Origin of the sequence: Saccharothrix sp. S26, from assembly GCF_021390395.1 — a bacterium.
Taxonomy (GTDB): domain Bacteria; phylum Actinomycetota; class Actinomycetes; order Mycobacteriales; family Pseudonocardiaceae; genus Actinosynnema.
The window spans coordinates 54,246-73,682 of sequence record NZ_JAJUWT010000015.1 but is presented as its reverse complement, the minus strand read 5'-3'; the positions used below and the strand labels follow the sequence as shown (position 1 = coordinate 73,682).

The 19,437-nt window shown below is 72.0% G+C and carries 12 protein-coding genes; 8 read left to right on the top strand and 4 right to left on the bottom strand.

Translation table 11 applies throughout. From position 1 onward, the window contains the following. The first annotated feature begins 39 nt into the window (after window positions 1-39). Window positions 40-948: a cation diffusion facilitator family transporter gene (locus LZG04_RS24500; RefSeq protein ID WP_233820542.1), complete on the top strand. Its 909-nt coding sequence runs from the start codon at window positions 40-42 to the stop codon at window positions 946-948. 7 nt (window positions 949-955) lie between these two features. On the opposite strand, the gene LZG04_RS24495 is transcribed toward LZG04_RS24500, so the two are convergent. Further along, entirely contained in the window at window positions 956-5,221 is a 4,266-nt protein-coding gene (locus LZG04_RS24495; RefSeq protein WP_233820541.1) for a GH92 family glycosyl hydrolase, read from the bottom strand. A 176-nt stretch (window positions 5,222-5,397) separates the two neighbouring features. On the opposite strand from LZG04_RS24495, the gene LZG04_RS24490 reads away from it, so the two are divergent. Then, window positions 5,398-6,543, top strand: a complete 1,146-nt coding sequence (locus LZG04_RS24490; RefSeq protein ID WP_233820934.1) for an ROK family transcriptional regulator — start codon at window positions 5,398-5,400, stop codon at window positions 6,541-6,543. A gap of 230 nt (window positions 6,544-6,773) precedes the next feature. Here the strand turns inward: LZG04_RS24490 and LZG04_RS24485 are convergent, their stop codons facing one another. From LZG04_RS24485 to LZG04_RS24475, 3 genes are all read right to left on the bottom strand, one after another. Next, complete coding sequence (locus LZG04_RS24485; protein WP_233820539.1) at window positions 6,774-8,663, bottom strand: acyl-CoA dehydrogenase family protein; 1,890 nt, start codon at window positions 8,661-8,663, stop codon at window positions 6,774-6,776. Between the two features lie 253 nt (window positions 8,664-8,916). Beyond that, complete coding sequence (locus tag LZG04_RS24480; RefSeq protein ID WP_233820537.1) at window positions 8,917-9,621, bottom strand: DUF305 domain-containing protein; 705 nt, start codon at window positions 9,619-9,621, stop codon at window positions 8,917-8,919. A 2-nt stretch (window positions 9,622-9,623) separates the two neighbouring features. After that, window positions 9,624-10,445, bottom strand: a complete 822-nt coding sequence (locus tag LZG04_RS24475) for a DUF3105 domain-containing protein (RefSeq protein ID WP_233820535.1) — start codon at window positions 10,443-10,445, stop codon at window positions 9,624-9,626. Window positions 10,446-10,615: 170 nt separating this feature from the next. Here LZG04_RS24475 and argS point away from each other — a divergent pair, with 170 nt between their 5' ends. The 6 genes from argS to rho all read left to right on the top strand — a co-directional run bounded on the left by argS (window position 10,616) and on the right by rho (window position 19,392). Next, window positions 10,616-12,259 (top strand): arginine--tRNA ligase, encoded by a 1,644-nt coding sequence (gene argS, locus LZG04_RS24470; RefSeq protein ID WP_233820533.1) that lies wholly within the window; start codon window positions 10,616-10,618, stop codon window positions 12,257-12,259. After that, entirely contained in the window at window positions 12,259-13,683 is a 1,425-nt protein-coding gene (gene lysA / locus LZG04_RS24465) for a diaminopimelate decarboxylase (protein WP_233820531.1), read from the top strand. The genes argS and lysA overlap by 1 nt, the downstream gene beginning before the upstream one ends. 3 nt (window positions 13,684-13,686) lie before the next feature. Continuing rightward, a complete protein-coding gene (locus LZG04_RS24460) occupies window positions 13,687-14,994 on the top strand; it encodes a homoserine dehydrogenase (protein WP_233820529.1) in 1,308 nt (435 codons plus the stop codon). After that, on the top strand, window positions 14,991-16,067 hold the full coding sequence (gene thrC, locus LZG04_RS24455; RefSeq protein WP_233820527.1) for a threonine synthase: 1,077 nt from the start codon (window positions 14,991-14,993) through the stop codon (window positions 16,065-16,067). Before LZG04_RS24460 ends, thrC begins: the two co-directional genes overlap by 4 nt. Next, on the top strand, window positions 16,064-16,954 hold the full coding sequence (gene thrB, locus LZG04_RS24450) for a homoserine kinase (protein ID WP_233820524.1): 891 nt from the start codon (window positions 16,064-16,066) through the stop codon (window positions 16,952-16,954). The genes thrC and thrB overlap by 4 nt, the downstream gene beginning before the upstream one ends. Before the next feature lie 344 nt (window positions 16,955-17,298). Next, window positions 17,299-19,392, top strand: coding sequence for a transcription termination factor Rho (rho, locus tag LZG04_RS24445; RefSeq protein WP_233820523.1), 2,094 nt, complete (start codon window positions 17,299-17,301; stop codon window positions 19,390-19,392). Window positions 19,393-19,437 lie beyond the last annotated feature (45 nt).

The window sequence follows — 19,437 nt, the reverse complement described above, 5'->3', positions numbered from 1 at the left end:
CAAGTTGCACTCATGCGCATGTGACTATATGTTCCGCTCATGGGTCACGGACACGGCCACGGTGTGTCGTCGGGGAGCGCCAAGCACCTCGGCCGCCTCTGGGTCGCCTTCGCCATCGGCGCGGCGTTCATGGCACTGGAGTTCGCCGTCGGCGTGGCCACCGGCTCGCTGGCCCTGATCTCCGACGCCGCCCACATGCTCACCGACGTCCTGGGCGTCGGCATGGCGCTGGCCGCCATCATGCTGGCCCGCCGCGCGCGCACGGGCGGCAGCCGCACGTTCGGCCTCTACCGCGCCGAGGTGCTGGCCGCGCTGGCGAACGCCGTGCTGCTGTTCGGCGTGGCGGGCTACGTCGTGTACGAGGCCGTCGGGCGGTTCGGCAACCCGCCCGAGGTGCCCGGCCTGCCCGTCGTGCTGGCCGCCGGCGCGGGCCTCGTGGCCAACGTCGTCTCGTTCTTCATGCTGCGGGAGGGCGCGAAGGACAGCATCAACGTCCGCGGTGCGTACCTGGAGGTCCTGGCCGACCTCATCGGGTCGGTCGGGGTGCTGATCAGCGGTGCCGTCACGCTGCTGTTCGGCTGGCGCTACGCCGACCCGATCATGGGTGTCGCGATCGGCCTGTTCGTCCTCCCGCGCACCTACAAGCTCGCCGCGAGCGCGCTGCGCATCCTCTTCCAGCACGCCCCGGAACGCCTCGACGTGGCCGAGGTGCAGGCCGCGCTGAGCCGCCTGCCGGGGGTGGCGGAGGCGCACGACCTGCACGTCTGGACGTTGACCTCGGGCATGGAGGTCGCCTCCGCCCACCTGACCACGCTCGACCACGTCGACCCGGCCGAGGTGCTGCGCTCGGCGCAGGCGCTGCTGGCCGAGCGCTACCACATCGAGCACGCCACGCTCCAGGTCGAACCAGGGGACTCCGCGCGCAGGTGCCGCGAAATCTCCTGGTGACCACCACCTACAGCCCGGCGCACTGACCCGTCTTCGGCCCGCTCGCCGAGTTCGCCCAGCCGCTGTTCACCGGCGCGGGGTCGCTGCCCGTGCACGACAGCGGCCCGCTCACCGCGTTGCCGGCGACGAGCGTGCCGCCCTTGTTGTCGACCAGCCGCACGGGCCCGCCGGCGTTCACCCGTTCCAGCGACAGCTCACCGGTCGTGCCGGTGACGTTCACCGGGCCGCCCACGGTCGTCTCCACCAGCACGACGGCCGCCGCGCCGGTGGCGTTCACCGGGCCGTCCACCCGGCCGCCGAACACGTACAGCGACGCGCCCGCCGCCACCGTCACCGGACCGGTCACCGAGGCGCCGTCGACGCACGTGACGCCGGACTGCACGCGCAACGGCCCGGCGTGCTCACCGGTCACCGTGGCCGTGCACGCCGCGAACGGCTTGGCCAGCAGCTCGAACTCGGCCACCGTCGCCGAGCCCGGGAACTCCAGCCGGTAGTGCTGGTAGTGCCCCGGCCGGGCGATCTTGAACGCCCGCGTCTGCTGCCGCCACCCGAACACCTCGCCGGACCGCTCGTCCACGGTGGACCACGTCTTGCCGTCGTAGGAGCCCTTCAGCACCCACGCCGCCGGGTCGCCCGCGGCCTTGCCCGACGTCAACGTGTAGAACGTCGCGCTCTCCTTCTTCGACGGCAGGTCCACCTGCAACCACGACAGCGCGCCGGAGGTCTGCGAGGTGTTGTCCAGCACCGACGCCGGCGCCCCGGTCACGGTCCCGAGCAGCGTCACGTCCCGCAGCGGCGCGGGCGCGGCCGACCCCTTGGTCAACGACGGCGGGGCGGCGTCCGGACCGGTGGCCCACCGCGACGGCGACGACCCCATCTCGAAGTCCAGCACGCCACCGCCCGCGATCTCCGAGTGCGGCAGGTACGACTTGTCCCACGTCTTCCCGTTGACCTTCAACGACTGCACGTAGATGTTCTTCGCCGAGTTGGCGGGCGCGTTCACGACGAGCGAGCGCCCGTTCTCCAGGTGCACGGTCAGCTTCTTGAACAGCGGCGACCCGATCGCGTACGTGTCGTTGCCCATCTGCAGCGGGTAGAAGCCCATGGCGCTGAACAGCCACCACGCCGACTGCTCGCCGTTGTCCTCGTCGCCGGGGTAGCCCTGGCCGATCTCGCTGCCCAGGTACAGCCGGGACAGGATCTCGCGCACCTTCTCCTGCGTCTTCCACGGCTGACCGGCGTAGTCGTACATGTAGGTGATGTGGTGCGACACCTGGTTGGAGTGCCCGAGCTGCCCCATCCGCACGTCGCGCGCCTCGGTCATCTCGTGGATCACGCCGCCGTAGGAGCCGGGGAACTTCGCCGTCTCCGGCGTGGCGAAGAAGTCGTCCAGCTTCTTCGCCAGCCCGTCCCGGCCGCCGTACAGGTTGGCCAGCCCCTGACCGTCGTGCGGCACGGAGAACGCCATGTTCCAGCCGTCGGTCTCGGTGTAGTCGTGGCCCCACTCGCGCGGGTCGTACTCGTCGGTGGGCACGCGCCACGTGCCGTCGGGGTTGCGGCCCTGGAAGAAGCCCGTCGACGGGTCGAACATGTGCACGTAGTTCTGCGCCCGGTTGGCGAAGTACTCGTAGTCCGCCTGGTACCGCGCGTCACCGGTGCGCTCGTGCAGCTCGCGCGCCATGTTCGCGATGCCGTAGTCGTTGACGTAGCCCTCGATCGCCCACGACATGCCCTCGCCGGTGGCGGTGGAGGTGTAGCCGGTGAAGATCGAGGTGTCCAGGCCCTTGCGGCCGACGCCCGCGTTCGGCGGCGCGACCGTCGCGTTCTTCACCGCCGCCTGGTAGGCCGCCTCGGCGTCGGGCAGCGGCACGCCCTTGACGAACGCGTCCGCGAACGCCACGTCGGAGCTGGTGCCGGTCATCAGGTTCGCGTAACCGGGGGAGGACCAGCGCGAGATCCACCCGCCGTCGCGGTACTGCTGCACGAAGCCGTCCGCGAGCTCGGCCGCCCGCCGGGGCGTGAGCAGGCTGTACGCGGGCCAGGTGGTCCGGTAGGTGTCCCAGAACCCGTTGTTGACGTAGATCTTGCCGTCGACGACCTTCGCGCCGGTCCGCGTCGGCGTGGCGGGCCCGGCGGCCTGCACCGGCGAGGCGTACTGGTACTTGGGCGCGTCGGCGGTGCCGGTGTTCTCGAAGCCCGAGTTCGGGTAGAGGTAGAGCCGGTAGAGGTTGGAGTACAGCGTGGTGAGCTGGTCCTCCGACGCGCCTTCGACCTCGACCATGCCCAGCACGCGGTCCCACGCCTGCTGCGCCCGGTCGCGCACCGAGTCGAACGTGTCCGAAGTGGACACCTCCAGCTCCAGGTTCCTCTTCGCCTGCTCCACGCCCAGCAACGACGTGGCGATCCTCATCGTCACGGTCTTGTCGGCGGAGGTGTCGAACCGGAAGAAGCCAGCCACGTCGTCGCGGCCCGCGCCGGTGAGCCGTCCGCTCGCCACCACGGGCTTGTCCACGACGCCGTACACGAACAGGCGGGTCGCGCCGGTCGACAGGCCGCTCTTGACGTCGGAGAAGCCGGTCACCACGCCGGACGCGGGGTCCAGCGTGAGCCCGCCGCTGTTGTTGACGTTGTCGAACACCAGGTTCGACGCGTCGTCCACGAACGTGAAGCGGAACAGCGCGGCGTGGTCGGTCGGCGCGATCTCGGTGCGCATGCCGTTCTCGAACCGCACGCCGTAGTAGTGGGCCTTGGCGACCTCGTTCTCGTGCTTGAACGGCAACGCGCGCGCCGCCCGGTCGGCGGTCGGCGTGCCGGTGGAGGGCATCACCTGGAACGTCTGCCGGTCGCCCATCCACGGGCTGGGCTCGTGGCTCGCGGTGAACGCCTGAAGGGTGGGCAGGTTGTCCCGGTTGTTGGTCTTGGCGTACTCGTAGAGCCAGCTGATCGAGCCCGCGTTGGTCATGGGCGACCAGAAGTTGAAGCCGTGCGGCACCGCGGTGGCCGGGAAGTTGTTGCCCCGCGAGAACGAGCCGCTGGAGTTCGTGCCGCGGGTGGTCAGCACCCAGTCCGACGGCCGGGGCCGCTCCACCACGACCGGCGCGGACTTCACCGCGATGTCGTCCACCCAGCCGTTGAACCCGGCCGGGCCCTTCGGGTTGTCGTACGCCAGCAGCACCCGCTTGATCGTCTTGCCCGCCGCGACCGCGCCGATCACGGACGCGACCCGGTTCCACTGGTTGGTGTAGAGCGACTTCGCCGCGCCCTGGCCGCGCGGTGACAGCTCGAACCCGTGCTGGTCGCGCGCGCCGAGGTCGCTGAGGTAGGTGCCGTCGGCGAACGCGAGGTCCAGCGACACGAAGGTGGCCGGGTAGTTCAGGTCGTCGGTGGTGAACGACGGGAAGATCAGGTAGGACAGCTCGGTGGTCGGCGTGACCGGGATGTCGACCTCGAAGACCTTGTTGTAGGAGTAGCCGCGCCCTTCGGCGACGTGCGTCCCCTGGTAGCGCAACGCCTTCACGCCGGTGAAGCCCGCGCCCGCCTTGGCGTTGTAGCCGCCGTTGGCGCCCTTGCCCACGGTGGTGCGCATGTTCTGCGCCGGCGGGGTGGCGGAGCCGTCGGAGAACTGCACCTCCGCCAGCTGGATGAGGTTCACGCCGCCCGCGGTGGCGGAGATGTCGAGCTGGTAGTGCTTGAACGCGCGGGTGTTGGCGATGTCGTAGGTCTTGGTCTGGAACCGCTCGGCGAACGCCTCACCGGTGCGGGTGTCCAGCGGCATCCACGTCGTGCCGTCGTCGGAGCCGCGCAGCGTCCAGTCCTTCGGGTCGCGCTCGGGGACGTCGTTGGCCGACGACATCGCGTAGCGCTTGACCGCGACCGGCTCGGCGAAGGTGAACCGCGCCCAGCCGGTGGGGGTGAAGGTGAGCCACTTCGACGTCACGTTGCCGTCGACCAGGTTCTCCTTGACCTCGCCCGCGCCGGAGTTCTCCGAGTTGGCCGCCACGTCGACCACGCGGTCGGTGACGTTGCCGGGGATGCCGCTGGAGTCCGTGCCGTTGACGCCGGAGGTCTTCGGCGTGCCGTCCGGGCCCGTCTCCACGGTGCTCGCCCAGGCGGGTTGCGGCTGCCCGTCCTCGAACGACGTGGCGAACAGCGTCTCGCTCACGGTTGGCTCCCCCGGTGCGGCGGTCGCGGACGACCAGCCTCCCACGCTTCCCACCGCCAGTGCGATGGTCGAGACGACCACCAGCGATCTCCTGCCGCGCTTGTGCCCCATTGCACGCCTTCCGCCCGAACCGACCCGATCTTCAGCGAAGCAAAGGGGCAGGTGACATCGTTGTCAAGAGTGGTCACCCATCTTGTCCGCAAGCCTGTCCGGATGCTGCTCCACCCGATCTACACTCACTCCCCGTGACGGCCCGGAATCCACCCCCGGTGGGCACCCCCGCGGGGATGCGCGTGCTCAACCAGCGCGCGGTGCTCGACCGGCTGCGGGTGGGCGGTCCGGCGACCAGGCCGCAGATCGCCAAGGACACCGGCCTGTCGAAGCCGACCGTGGGCCAGGCGCTGCTGGACCTGGAGCAGCACGGCCTGGTGCGCCTCATCGGCCGCACGTCGACCGGTCCGGGCCGGTCGGCGATGCTCTACGAGCCGAACCCGGCGGCGGGGCACGTGCTGGGCGTGGACATCGGCAGGCAGCGCATCCGGGTGGCCGTGGCGGACCTGGCCGGGTCGGTGATCGCGCGCGTGGACGAGCGCAACCGGTGCCGTTCGGCGACGGCGCTGGTCCGCACGGTGCGGGAGCTGGCCGAGCGCACGGTGTCCGAGGCCGGGCTGACGTCGGCCGACCTGGTGGTGAAGGTGGTCGGCACGCCCGGCGTGCCCGACCCGCGCGACCGGACGCTGCACCACGCGCCGAACCTGCCCGGGTGGGAGCGGCCGGGGCTGCTGGACGACCTGGAGGCCGCGCTGGGCCCGGGCCTGGTGGTGGAGAACGACGCGAACCTGGCCGCCGTCGGCGAGCAGGCGCACGGGGTGGCGCGGGGCGCGGAGGTGTTCGTCTGCGTCACCGTCGGCACCGGGATCGGCATGGGGATCGTGGTGGACGGTCGGTTGTTCCGCGGCGCGCACGGCGCGGCGGGCGAGGTCGGCTACCTGCCCTACCCCGGTCAGTCCGAAGAGGACGGACGGCAGCGCGGCCAGGTCGAGGCGGCCGCGGCGGCGGAGTCGGTGGTGGCGCTGGCGAAGCAGCGCGGGTTGGCGGTGCGGTCGGCGCGGGAGGTGTTCGCGGCGGCGAAGGCCGGTGACGAGCGGGCGTTGCCGGCGGTGCGGGACGAGGCCGAGCGGCTGGCGTTCGTGGTGGCCTCGGTGGTGGCGGTGATCGACCCGGAGCTAGTGGTGCTCGGGGGCGGCATCGGCAGCAACACCGACCTGCTCCTGGAGCCGCTGGAGGCGGCGTTGCGGCGGATGACGCCGCTCGTGCCGCGGATCGTGGCGGGGGAGCTGGGTGACGGGGCGGTGCTCAGCGGTGCGATCGAGATCGGGTTGAGGTCGGCGCGCGAGCTGGTGTTCGACCGCCGCGGTGCGGTGACTGTCTGAGAGTAGTCGAGTGGCTCTCACCTGGTGATTCACTCAAACGTCGCAAGTCTCAACTCGCCGGTAATGACGTAGCGTCACTCGTTACCTCCTCCTGGAGGGTGTTGTTCCTTCCGTTGTCAGAAGGGGAGTCGAAAGGGGAGTACGGGGGACGTGGTCCCCTTTCGACCGTGCCACGGGGCAGGTGCCGCGCCCGCAAACACCTGCCCCGTGTACAACGGTCGCCGCTTCGGCTACGGCGTCTTGCGGTGCACGTCCCGCGCGGTGGACTCCCGGTGCGTCGAGTCCGCGATCCACGGTCCCGGGGTGGACGGGTCCAGCACGCCCTCCTCCAGCCAGGCGAACCGGCCCTCCAGGACGTGCCGCGCCAGCGCCGCGTCCGAATCGTCGCAGTTGCGCCACAGCCGGTCGAACAGCTCGTCCACCCGCACCCTGGCCTGCGCGGCGAACGCGTCGGCCAGCTCCACGGCCCGGTCGCCGTCCGCCGCCGCCTTCACGCACGCCGCGCTGATCGCGAACAGCTCCGCGCCGATGTCCACGATCCGCGCCAGGAACCGCTGCTTGCGCTCCAGCCCGCCCTGCCAGCGGGACATCGCGTAGAACGTCTGCCTGGCCAGCTTGCGGCTGGACCGCTCGACGAACCGCAGGTGCCCGGCCAGCGGCCCGAACTCGGCGTACGCGCGCGGCACCTGGCCCTTGCCGACCACCAGCGTCGGCAGCCACCTGGCGTAGAACCCGCCCGCCTTGGCCAGCGCCCGCGCCTTGCGCTTGGCGTCCGCCTCCGGGTCGATCACGTCCCCGGCGACGGCCAGGTGCGCGTCCACCGCCTCGCGCGCGATCAGCAGGTGCATGATCTCGGTCGAGCCCTCGAAGATCCGGTTGATCCGCAGGTCGCGCAGCACCTGCTCGGCGGGCACGCCCCGCTCGCCGCGGGCCGCCAGGGACGCCGCCGTCTCGTAGCCGCGGCCGCCGCGCAGCTGCACCAGCTCGTCCGCGACCCGCCACGCCATCTCCGAGCCGTAGAGCTTGGCCAGCGCCGCCTCGATGCGGATGTCGTGCCCGCCCGCGTCGGCCAGCTCGCTGGACAGGTCGAGCACGGCCTCCAGCGCGTAGGCGGTGGCCGCGATGTAGGCGACCTTGCCCGCGATGGCCTCGTGCTTGCCGATCGGCCGGCCCCACTGCACGCGCAGCCCCGACCACTCGCGGGCGATCTTCAGGCACCACTTCGCCGAGCCGGCGCACAGGGCGGGCAACGACAACCGGCCGGTGTTGAGCGTGGTGAGCGCGATCTTCAGCCCCTCGCCCTCCCGGCCGATGAGGTTCTCCTTCGGCACGTGGACCTGGTGCAACCGCGTCACTCCGTTCTCCAGGCCGCGCAGGCCCATGAACTCGTTGCGGTTCTCCACCGTGATGCCCGGCGAGTCGCCCTCGACCACGAACGCGCTGATGCCCTTGCCCGGCACCTGCGCCATCACCACCAGCAGCTCGGCCACCACGCCGTTGGTGGTCCACAGCTTCACGCCGTCGAGCACGTACCCGTCGTCGGTGGGCGTGGCCGTGGTGCCCAGGCGGGCCGGGTCGCTGCCCACGTCCGGCTCGGTGAGCAGGAACGCGCTGATCGCGCCGGTCGCGCAGCGGGGCAGGTACCGCCGCTTCTGCTCGTCGGTGCCGAACAGCGCGAGCGGCTGCGGCACGCCGATGGACTGGTGCGCGGACAGCAGCGCGCCCAACGCCGGGCTGACCGAGCCGACCATCATCAACGCCCGGTTGTAGTACACCTGGGACAGGCCCAGGCCGCCGTACTCGCGCTTGATCTTCATGCCGAACGCGCCGAGCTGCTTGAGGTCGGTGAGCACGTGGTCGGGGATGCGGGCGTCGCGCTCGATCTGCGCGCCGTCCACGGTGTGCTCGCAGAACTCGCGCAGGGCGGACAGGAACGTCTCACCGCGCTCGCGGTCCTCGGCCGAGCCGCTGGGGTGCGGGTGGATCAGGTCGAGGCGGAAGTGGCCGAGGAAGAGCTCGCGGCCGAAGCTGGGGTGGCGCCACCGCGTCTCGCGCGCCTGTTCGGCGACCTCGCGGGCGGTGCGCTCGTCGACGTCGCGATCGGGGTCCACTGCGGTCATCGCCGACCTCCGTGTCGGAGTGCGCCGCCCGGCCACCTCGCGGGCGGTCTCTCACGTTACTACCGGCGGGTAGCCCCATCAGGGTGACGTGAAACCGCGGGGTCGGACGGCCCACCGCTCGCTCAGGGAGGCCACGACCGGTCGCCGACCCGGATCAAGCGATTGCGGCAGCTCGCCGCGCGGCGAGGTCGGCGGTCCGTTCGGGCACGCCGGTGATGGTGCCCAGCAGCGATCGCGGTGACCGAGCGCGTGCTCAGCTCGGCAGGGGAGCGGCGCCGCGTTCGGTGAGCAGTTGCTGCATGTAGGTGCTCTCGCCGGTCTGCGACTTGAGCATGTTGTCCGCGAGCGTGCGCACGACGTTCTGGCCCGCGTGCGTGGCCGCGTACTCGGCCATCGGCGCACCGCCCTGGTGGTGGCGCAGCATCAGCTGGAGGAAGTACACGTCGAACTCGACGCCGCTCAACGTGCGCAGCTTGGCGATCTCCTGCGGCGAGGCCATGCCCGGCATCGCCTGCTCCGGGTCGGCCGAGCCCGCGCCCGAGCCGCCGGCGGAGTGGCCGTGGGTCGACGAGGTCATCCACCACATGTGCCTGCCGTCGGACGACTGCTCCGGGAAGCCCCAGAGGAACAGCCACCCCTTCATCCGGCCGACTTGCTCCAGCTGCGTGGACGAGATGTCGAACGCGAGCTGCTCGATCGCGGGGTCGGCGGTCCGCTCGCGGGCGATGTTGGCCATCTGCACGCCCTGGAGGTGGTGCGCCGACATGTCCTGGCTGAACCCGACGTCCACGGAGTCGCGCGGCGGCGTCGAGCCGGTGTCCGAGCCCGGGACCTTGATCAGCAGGCCGATGGCGGCGCCGAGCAGGAGGACGGCCAGCACGGCCACCGTCGCGACGGCGGCCCTGGTCGCGGTCACCCCGCGGGTGGGGGTGACCTCCTCCTGCTCGGCGTCGACCACGGTCAGCTGCCCGGCGTGGAGGTGGCGGCGGGCGCGTCGGAGGCGGACGGCGTGCCGCTCTCCTGCGTGGCCGCGTCGCTGCCGCCGGTCATCGGGACGGCGTCGGGGCCGGGGGCCTCCGCCACGAACGCGGGCGGGTTGGCCACGTCGAAGTTCGGCGACTCGCAGGACGCGCCGACCTCCGGGTAGGTGTACTGGTTGCGCCGCAGCGACTGGATGAACTGGTCGATGCGCTCGTCGTCGGCGCTCTCGAGCTTGAGCTGGTGGCCCCACGACTGCAGCGAGATCGGCTTGTCCAAGCCGGGGTAGGGCGACAGCATGGTGAACGGCTGGCCGTCGGCGCGCGCCTTCAGCTTGTCCAGCGCCTCACCGCTGACCTGGTCCGGGTTGTACGTGATCCACACCGCGCCGTGCTCCAGCGGGTGGACCATGTTCTCGTTGCGGACGGCCTTGTCGTAGACCGTGCCGGTGCAGTCGGCCCACACGTTGTCGTGCGGACCGCCGAAGGGCGGCGACTGGTCGTAGGCGACCCGCTGCGCGGCGTCGACGTGCTTGCTCGCCTCGTACTCGACCTTCACCACGCCCGCGATCTTGTCCGAGGGGTCCTTGTTCTCCTCGGACGGCGTCCACTGGGCGAGCGCCTCTTCCTTCGCGTTCTGCTCCGAGATCTGCGAGAACGCGTAGCCGAACACGGTGCCGGCCAGGGCCAGCACGGCTACCACCGCGATGATGGTCCCCCACGGCTTCGGCTTCTTGGCCACCACCGAGGAGCGCGCCGCCGCAACGCTGGAGCGCGCGGCCTTCGTCTTCTTGCCGCTGGTCATGTCCGCCTCAGTCTCGTCATACGCCCATGCCGCGGGCCAGTGTAGGGACACCGTGTCTGATCACCGTCAACTGCCCGTCACAGCCGGTGGTCACGGGCCGTGTCCGTTCCCACTTCGCGGGACGCCCATCCCGGTCGAGACCAGCGGGAACGCTTCCCTAGACTTGCCGGGTGACTCCCGCTGCGCTCGCTGAACTGGTCCGTGCGACGGCCGTGGACGTGTTGTCCACCCGCGGCCTCGACCCCGCCGCCCTGCCCACAGCGGTCACGATCGAGCGCCCCCGCAACCCCGAGCACGGCGACTACGCCACGAACCTGGCCCTGCAGACCGCCAAGAAGGTCGGCGTGACGTCCCGCGACCTGGCCGGCTGGCTCGCCGAGGCGCTGACCGGCACCGACGCCATCTCCTCGGTCGAGGTCGCGGGCCTGGGCTTTCTGAACCTGCGGCTGGCCGCGGACGCCCAGGGCGCCATCGTGCGCGACGTGCTGAAGGCCGGCGAGGCCTACGGCCGGGGCGACCAGCTCGCCGGCACCCGGATCAACCTGGAGTTCGTCTCGGCGAACCCGACCGGCCCCATCCACCTGGGTGGCACCCGCTGGGCCGCGGTCGGCGACGCGCTGGGCCGCATCCTGACCGCCAACGGCGGCGAGGTCACCCGCGAGTACTACTTCAACGACGCGGGCGCGCAGATCGACCGGTTCGTCCGGTCCCTGATCGCCGCCGCGAAGGGCGAGCCCGCGCCGGAGGACGGCTACGCGGGCGGCTACATCAGCGACATCGCCGCCGAGGTGCTCCGCCAGGAGCCCAGCGCGCTGACCAGCGAGGACTCGCACGAGGTGTTCCGCCGCATCGGCGTGAACCTGATGTTCGAGGAGATCAAGAAGGACCTGCACGACTTCGGCACCGACTTCGACGTCTTCTTCCACGAGGACTCGCTGCACAAGTCGGGCGCGGTCACCAAGGCAGTCGAGCAGCTCAAGGGCTCCGGCGCGCTGTACTTCGACAACGGCGCGTGGTGGCTGCGGTCCACCGAGTTCGGCGACGACAAGGACCGCGTGGTCATCAAGAGCGACGGTGACCCCGCGTACATCGCCGGTGACATCGCGTACCTGGTGGACAAGCGGTCGCGCGGCTTCGACCTGTGCATCTACATGCTCGGCGCGGACCACCACGGCTACATCGGCAGGCTCAAGGCCGCCGCCTCGGCGCTGGGCGACGACCCGGCGTCGGTGGAGGTGCTGATCGGCCAGATGGTGAACCTGGTCAGCGAGGGCAAGCCGGTGCGGATGAGCAAGCGCGCGGGCACCGTGATCACCATGCAGGACCTGGTGGACGCGGTCGGCGTGGACGCCGCCCGGTACGCCATGAGCCGCTCGTCGGTGGACTCGTCCCTGGACATCGACCTGGACCTGCTGCGCAAGCGCAGCAACGACAACCCGGTGTTCTACGTGCAGTACGCGCACGCGCGGCTGTCGTCGGTGCTGCGCAACGCCGCCGACCTGGGCGTTACGCCCGGTGACGCGGTGGAGGAGCTCACCCACGACCGCGAGGGCGACCTCATCCGCACCATCGGCGAGTTCCCGCGCGTCATCGCCACCGCGGGCGAGCTGCGCGAACCGCACCGCGTGGCGCGTTACCTGGAAGAGCTGGCGGGCACCTACCACCGCTTCCACGAGGCGTGTCGGGTGCTGCCGAGGGGCGACGAGGAGACGACCGAGCTGCACCGGGCCCGGCTGAGCCTGTGCGCGGCGACCCGCCAGGTGTTCGCCAACGGCCTCGCGCTGCTGGGCGTGACCGCGCCGGAGCGCATGTGATGCGCGCGCACCCGGCCGGTCCCCGGCACGCCGACGTCCTCGTCCCCTCCAACACGGCCGGCAACCGGCCCACGTCCGCGCGGGACCTGGACGCGCTGCACCCGCAGGTGTGGCCCCGCAACGCCGAGCGCGACGACGACGGCGCGGTGCGCTTGGCCGGCGTGGACGTGCGGCAGCTCGCCCAGGAGCACGGCACCCCGCTGTTCGTGATGGACGAGGCCGACTTCCGCGCCCGCTGCCGCGAGCACGCCGAGGCGTTCGGCGACCCGACCCGCGTCCACTACGCGTCCAAGGCGTTCCTGTCCGTCGCGGTGGCTCGGTGGGTCGCCGAGGAGGGCCTGAGCATCGACGTGGCCAGCGGCGGCGAGCTGGCCGTGGCGCTGCGCGCGGAGTTCCCGCCCGAGCGGATCGCGCTGCACGGCAACAACAAGTCCGTGGCCGAGCTGACGGCCGCGGTCGAGGCCGGGGTCGGCGCGGTCGTGCTGGACTCGTTCTACGAGATCGCCCGGTTGGACCAGGTGGCCCGCGAGCGCGGCCGGGTGCAGCCGGTGATGATCCGGGTGACGGTCGGTGTCGAGGCGCACACGCACGAGTTCATCGCCACCGCGCACGAGGACCAGAAGTTCGGCTTCTCGCTGTCCTCCGGCGACGCGGCCGAGGCGGCCCGCCGGGTGCTGAAGTCCGAAGGGCTGCGGCTGGTCGGCCTGCACAGCCACATCGGCTCGCAGATCTTCGACGCCAGCGGCTTCGAGGTCGCCGCGCGCCGCGTCATCGGGTTGCTCGCCGACCTGCGCGACGAGCACGGCGACGCGATCCTCGACCACGTCACGACCGTGGACCTCGGCGGTGGCCTCGGCATCGCCTACACCCCGGACGACGACCCGCCGCCGCCCGCCGAGCTGGCCAGGCAGCTGCACAACATCGTGGCCAAGGAGTGCGAGCACGCGCAGCTGCCCGCGCCGAAGATCGCGGTCGAGCCGGGCCGCGCCATCGTCGGCCCCGGCACGGTGACGCTGTACGAGGTGGGCACCATCAAGGACGTCCAGCTCGACGCGGGCGTGGTCCGCCGGTACGTCAGCGTGGACGGCGGCATGAGCGACAACATCCGCACCGCGCTGTACGACGCGGTCTACGACTGCAAGCTGGTCTCGCGCGCGGCGGGCGAGGACGCACAGCCGGTGCTGTGCCGGGTCGTGGGCAAGCACTGCGAGTCCGGTGACGTGGTCGTGCGCGACTGCTGGCTGCCCGACGACCTCGCGCCCGGCGACCTGATCGCGGTCGCCGCCACCGGGGCGTACTGCTACTCCATGGCCAGCGGCTACAACCGGCTGCCCCGGCCCGCGCTCGCCGCGGTCGTGGACGGCCAGGCCCGGTTGCTGCTGCGCCGGGAGACCGAGGAAGACCTGTTCCGCCTGGAGGTATGAGAAGTGGCAAGCCACGAGGGCAAACCGATCAGGGTCGCGCTGCTGGGCTGCGGCACCGTCGGCACCGAGGTGGTCCGGCTGCTCACCGACCAGGCGGCCGACCTCACCGCGCGGGTCGGCGCGCCGATCGAGCTGGCCGGCATCGCCGTGCGCAGGCCGAACAAGCACCGCGACGTGCCCGCCGAGCTGCTGACGACCGACGCCGAGGCGCTGGTCACCTCCGCCGACGTGGACGTGGTCGTGGAGGTCATCGGCGGCATCGAGCCCGCCCGTACGCTGCTGCTCGCCGCGTTGCGCGGGGGCAAGTCGGTGGTGACCGCGAACAAGGCGCTGCTGGCCGAGCACTCGGCGGAGCTGTTCGAGGCCTCCGACGCCTCGGGCGCGGACCTGTACTTCGAGGCGGCGGTGGCGGGCGCGATCCCGCTGCTGCGCCCGCTGCGCGAGTCGCTGGCCGGTGACCGCATCACCCGGGTCATGGGCATCGTCAACGGCACCACGAACTTCATCCTCTCGGGCATGGACTCCACCGGGGCGAGCTACGCCGAGACCCTGGAGGAGGCGACCCGTCTCGGGTACGCCGAGGCCGACCCGACGGCGGACGTGGACGGCTTCGACGCCGCCTCCAAGGCCGCGATCCTCGCGTCGCTGGCGTTCCACAGCCGGGTCACGGCCGCCGACGTGCACCGCGAGGGCATCGCGCAGGTCAGCGCCGCCGACATCGCCGCCGCCAAGGCCCTGGGCCGCACGGTGAAGCTGCTCGCCATCTGCGAGCGCGTCGCGCACGACGAGGGCGAGGGGATCTCGGTGCGCGTGCACCCGGCGATGATCCCCACCTCCCACCCGCTGGCGAGCGTGCACGGCGCGTTCAACGCGGTGTTCGTGGAGGCCGACGCGGCGGGCGAGATGATGTTCTACGGCCAGGGCGCGGGCGGCGCCCCGACTGCCAGCGCGGTGCTGGGCGACCTCGTCGCGGTGGCCCGCAACCGGGTGCACCGCGGGCGCGGGCCGCGTGAGTCGGCCTACGCGAACCTGCCCGTGCGGCCGATGGGCCAGACGCCCACGCGTTATCACATCAGCCTCGACGTCGCCGACCGGGCGGGCGTGTTGTCGCAGGTGGCGGCGGTGTTCGCGGAACACGACGTGAGCATCGCGGCGGTGCGGCAGGAGGGGCGGGTCGACGACGCCAGCCTGGTGATCGTCACCCACGCCGCGACCGACGCGGCACTGCGGTCGACCGTGGACAAAATCGGCGGGCTGCCCGTGGTTCGGGAAGTGGTCAGCGTGATGAGGGTGGAAGGCGAAGAGACATGACGATCCAAGCAGGCGTGCGACCGGGGTGGCCCGGCATCATCCACGCCTACGCGGACCGGATCCGACTCCCCGAGGGCGCCGAGGTCGTCACCCTCCACGAAGGCGGCACGCCCCTGGTGGCCGCCCGGCACCTGTCGGAGCTCACCGGCTGCGACGTCCACATCAAGGTCGAGGGCGCGAACCCGACCGGCTCGTTCAAGGACCGCGGCATGACCGTGGCCATGACGCACGCCCTGGCCAGCGGCATCCGCGCGGTGATCTGCGCGTCGACCGGCAACACCTCGGCCAGCGCGGCGGCCTACGCGGCCAAGGCGGGCCTCACCGCCGCGGTGCTCGTGCCGCGCGGCAAGATCGCGCTGGGCAAGCTCGCCCAGGCGGTGGCGCACGGCGCGAAGATCCTCCAGATCGACGGCAACTTCGACGACTGCCTGGAGCTGGCCGCCAAGACCTCGACCGAGTACCCGATCACGCTGGTCAACTCGGTCAACCCGGTGCGGCTGATCGGCCAGAAGACCGCCGCGTGGGAGATCTGCGACGTGCTCGGCCGCGCGCCGGACATCCACTGCCTGCCGGTCGGCAACGCGGGCAACATCACCGCGTACTGGCGTGGTTACTCGGACTACCACGAGGACGGGGTCACCTCCTCGACGCCGCGCATGTTCGGCTTCCAGGCCGCGGGCTCCGCGCCGCTGGTGCTGGGCGCGCCGGTGGCGAACCCGGAGACCATCGCGACCGCCATCCGGGTGGGCAGCCCGGCGTCGTGGACCGGCGCGGTGGCCGCCAAGGAGGAGTCCGGCGGCCTGTTCGAGGCCGTGACCGACGAGAAGATCCTGGAGGCCTACCGGCTGCTGGCCTCGACCGAGGGCATCTTCGTCGAGCCCGCGTCGGCGACCAGCGTGGCGGGCCTGCTGGCCACGGCCGCCGACGGCAGGCTGCCCAAGGGCTCCACGGTCGTCTGCACGGTCACCGGCCACGGCCTGAAGGACCCCGACACGGCCCTGCTCGGCATGCCCGAGGTCGAGCCGGTGCCGGTGGACCCCGGCGCGGTCGCGACCGCCCTGGAGCTGGCGTGACGGCCCTGGCCGCCCACGCCGTCCGCGTCACCGTCCCCGCGTCCACGGCGAACCTCGGCTCGGGGTTCGACGCGCTCGGCATGGCGCTGGGCGTGCACGACGAGCTGGAGTTCGCCGTGACCGGCGGCGGGCTGGTGGTGGAGGCGTCCGGCGAGGGCGCCTCCGACGTGCCGACCGACGAGCGGCACCTGGTCGTGCGGGCGTTCCGGGCGGCGTGCGAGCGGCTCAGGCTCGACGTCCCGGGGCTGCGGCTGACGTGCCGCAACGCCATCCCCCACGCGCGGGGCCTCGGCTCCTCGGCGGCGGCGGTGGTGGCCGGCGTGGCGGCCGGGTTCGCCCTCGCCGGTCGCGAGTCGGACACGAGCGCGTTGCAACTCGCCGCCGAGTTCGAGGGCCACGCGGACAACGCGGCGGCGGCGATGTTCGGCGGTGTGGTGATCGCGTGGACGCAGGGTGACCGCTACCGCGCGGTCCGTGTGGACCCGCACCCCGGCGTGACGCCGGTGGTGCTGGTGCCGGCGGAGGAGTCGTCCACCCACACCACCCGGGGGCTGCTGCCGTCGAAGGTGCCGCACGAGGACGCGGCGTTCGCCGCGGGACGGTCCGCGCTGGCCGTGCACGCCCTCACCGCGGACCCCTCGCTGCTGCTCGACGCGTTGGACGACCGGCTGCACGAGCCCTACCGGGAACCCGCCTGGCCTGCGACGACACGCCTGGTGCGGTCGCTGCGGGAGGCGGGGGTGGCGGCCGCGGTGTCGGGCGCCGGACCCACGGTCCTGGCCCTGCCACCCGACGGTGTGCTGCCGCCCCGGGTGGACACGACCGGGTTCGAGGCCCGTGCCGTACCGGTCGACCTGGCCGGAGTCCGGGTTGCGCCACTCGGCTGAGTGATGCGACGCGCCGTGCCCCGGTTGTTGCACCCGGCCGGACCGGCGTCTACCCTCGGGGCCATCAGTCACCGCGCGCACGGGCGCCGGTGTGGTGCCCGGACGTTCGTTCCGGATCGCATTCCTCCAGTGACTTGGCTCTGTGCCGTATGGACGGGGCCGACGCTGGAAGGCACCCGCTCGCCGTGTGACCGAAGTCCCGCACCGGAGGACTCCGCTTTCGTGCGCGTTCCGCGCCGTCGCCAGGTCCGCCTGAACCGGGACGAAACTGCCGCGCCGCATTCCGTCGGACGGCAGGTCCGCTGGATCGCGTAGGAGGCGCGCTCCGGTCAGGAAGGACATGTGTGACCAACACCGATGTACTGAGCAGCCAAGCTCCTGCTGCTCCCGACCCCGCTGCCAGTTCCGGAGCCGAGGAGAACGCTCTGACCACCCCTTCGAACGGCAGCGCCACGCCGCGCAAGCGCGCGGGCCTCTCTGGAATGGTGCTGGCCGAACTCCGTGAACTCGCAGGTCAGCTGGGTATCACCGGCGTGGCCGGCCTCCGCAAGGGCGACCTGATCGCGGCCATCAAGGAGCGGCAGGGCGGCACCTCCGGTCGGGGCAGTGCCGCGACGCCGCCCAAGGCCGAGAAGAAGGCCGAGACCGCCAAGGCGGTCGCCGCGCCCGTGGTCGAGAAGCCCGCCGAGGCGCTGCCCGCGGTGGAGAAGCCGACCCAGCAGCAGCTCGACGTGACCGACCGCCCCGCCGAGGAGGACAGCGGCCGCCGCGGCAACCGCCGCCGCCGGTCCGCCAACCGCCCCGCGGGCAGCCCGGAGGCCCCGGCCGCGGACGCGCAGCAGGCGCCGCAGGCCGACCGGCCCGCCCAGGCCGACCGCGTCGTCCAGGGCGACCGCCAGCAGGGCGACCGCCAGCAGGGTGACGGCCGCGCGCAGGGTGACGGCCGCCAGGGCGAGCGCCAGCAGGGCGAGCGGCCCGACCGCGCCGAGCGCTCCGACCGGGGCGACCGGTCCGACCGCGGTGACCGGTCCGACCGCTCCGAGCAGCGCGAGCAGCGCTCCGACCGGGGCGAGCGCGGCAACCGCGACCGGTCCGACCGGGGCGGGCGGGACGACCGCGGCGATCGTGGCGACCGGGGTGGCCGCGACCGCGACCAGAACCGCAACCGCCAGCAGAGCCAGGGCGACGACGGCGACGAGGAGGGCGGCCGTCGCGGTCGCCGCTTCCGCGACCGCCGCCGGCGCGGTGGCCGGGGCGACGACGGCGGTCCCGCCACCGACACCGAGGTGCGCGAGGACGACGTCCTGCTGCCCGTGGCGGGCATCCTCGACGTGCTGGAGAACTACGCGTTCGTCCGCACCTCGGGCTACCTGGCCGGGCCGAACGACGTGTACGTGTCGTTGTCGCTGGTCCGCAAGTACGGGCTGCGCCGCGGCGACGCCCTGATCGGCGCCGTGCGGCAGCCGCGCGACGGCGAGCAGCAGCGCCAGAAGTTCAACCCCCTGGTGCGGGTGGACAAGATCAACGGCCTCGACCCGGAGGAGTCCCGCAACCGGCCGGACTTCACCAAGCTGACGCCGCTGTACCCGAACGAGCGCCTGCGCCTCGAGACGGAACCGCACATCCTCACCACGCGCGTCATCGACCTGGTGATGCCGATCGGCAAGGGCCAGCGCGCCCTGGTCGTGTCGCCGCCGAAGGCGGGCAAGACCTCGGTGCTCCAGGCGATCGCCAACGCGATCACCAAGAACAACCCCGAGTGCCACCTGATGGTGGTGCTGGTGGACGAGCGCCCCGAAGAGGTCACCGACATGCAGCGGTCGGTGAAGGGCGAGGTCATCGCCTCCACCTTCGACCGGCCGCCGTCGGACCACACCACGATCTCGGAGCTGGCCATCGAGCGGGCGAAGCGCCTGGTCGAGATGGGTCACGACGTGGTCGTGCTGCTGGACTCGATCACCCGCCTGGGTCGGGCCTACAACCTCGCGGCCCCCGCGAGCGGCCGGATCCTGTCCGGTGGTGTCGACTCGACCGCGCTGTACCCGCCCAAGCGGTTCCTGGGCGCGGCCCGCAACATCGAGGGCGGCGGCTCGCTGACCGTCATCGCGACGGCCCTGGTCGAGACCGGGTCCGCGGGTGACAGCGTGATCTTCGAGGAGTTCAAGGGCACCGGCAACGCCGAGCTCAAGCTCGACCGCAAGATCGCGGACAAGCGGACCTTCCCGGCGGTGGACGTGGACTCGTCCGGCACCCGCAAGGAAGACCTGCTGCTCTCGCCGGACGAGCTGGCGGTCATGCACAAGCTGCGCCGGGTGCTGCACGCCCTGGACAGCCAGCAGGCCATCGACCTGCTGCTGGACCGGCTGCGCAAGAGCCGCACGAACATCGAGTTCCTGATGCAGGTGGCCAAGACCACCCCGGGCGCGGACAACGACTGACCGCGCACGACCGCGAAGGCCCGTCCGGCGTGCTGCCGGGCGGGC

Excerpts from the sequence above, each read along its gene's own strand:
- LZG04_RS24500 (WP_233820542.1), top strand. The coding sequence starts at position 40 with ATGGGTCACGGACACGGCCACGGTGTGTCGTCGGGGAGCGCCAAGCAC.
- LZG04_RS24495 (WP_233820541.1), bottom strand. The coding sequence starts at position 5,221 with ATGGGGCACAAGCGCGGCAGGAGATCGCTGGTGGTCGTCTCGACCATC.
- LZG04_RS24490 (WP_233820934.1), top strand. The coding sequence starts at position 5,398 with ATGCGCGTGCTCAACCAGCGCGCGGTGCTCGACCGGCTGCGGGTGGGC.
- LZG04_RS24485 (WP_233820539.1), bottom strand. The coding sequence starts at position 8,663 with ATGACCGCAGTGGACCCCGATCGCGACGTCGACGAGCGCACCGCCCGC.
- LZG04_RS24475 (WP_233820535.1), bottom strand. The coding sequence starts at position 10,445 with ATGACCAGCGGCAAGAAGACGAAGGCCGCGCGCTCCAGCGTTGCGGCG.
- lysA (WP_233820531.1), top strand. The coding sequence starts at position 12,259 with ATGCGCGCGCACCCGGCCGGTCCCCGGCACGCCGACGTCCTCGTCCCC.
- thrC (WP_233820527.1), top strand. The coding sequence starts at position 14,991 with ATGACGATCCAAGCAGGCGTGCGACCGGGGTGGCCCGGCATCATCCAC.